General features: G+C 67.9%; 1 protein-coding gene. It reads left to right on the top strand.

Going from position 1 to position 764, the window contains the following annotated elements; translation table 11 throughout:
* Nucleotides 1-764, top strand: a 764-nt coding sequence (locus QR78_RS31460) for an elongation factor Tu (protein ID WP_048431576.1), incomplete at both ends; no start/stop codon positions are given.

Raw genomic sequence — 764 nt, 5'->3', positions numbered from 1 at the left:
TCGCTGACCGCGGCGATCACCAAGGTGCTGGCCGAGACCGGCGGCGCGACCTTCACCGCCTACGACCAGATCGACAAGGCGCCGGAGGAGAAGGCGCGCGGCATCACGATCTCGACCGCCCACGTCGAGTACGAGACCCAGAACCGCCACTACGCGCACGTCGACTGCCCCGGCCACGCCGACTACGTGAAGAACATGATCACCGGTGCCGCCCAGATGGACGGTGCGATCCTGGTCGTGTCGGCCGCCGACGGCCCGATGCCGCAGACCCGCGAGCACATCCTGCTCGCCCGCCAGGTCGGCGTGCCGGCGCTGGTGGTGTTCATGAACAAGGTCGACATGGTCGACGATCCGGAGCTCCTCGACCTCGTCGAGCTCGAGGTGCGCGAGCTGCTCTCGAAGTACGACTTCCCGGGCGACGACATCCCGATCACCAAGGGCTCGGCGTTGTGCGCGCTGGAGAACCGCGAGCCGAAGATCGGCCACGAGGCGGTGCTCGAGCTGATGAAGACGGTCGACGCCTACATCCCGCAGCCGGAGCGTCCGATCGACCTGCCGTTCCTGATGCCGATCGAGGACGTGTTCTCGATCTCGGGCCGCGGTACGGTGGTGACGGGCCGCGTCGAGCGCGGGATCATCAAGGTCGGCGAGACGGTCGAGATCGTCGGCATCCGCCCGACCACGACGACGACGGTGACCGGCGTCGAGATGTTCCGCAAGCTGCTCGACCAGGGCCAGGCGGGCGACAACGTCGGCGTGCTGCT

This window comes from Methylobacterium indicum (assembly GCF_001043895.1).
Lineage (GTDB): Bacteria > Pseudomonadota > Alphaproteobacteria > Rhizobiales > Beijerinckiaceae > Methylobacterium > Methylobacterium indicum.
Note: the sequence above shows the minus strand (reverse complement) of the source record. Positions and strands in the feature narration are given on the sequence as shown.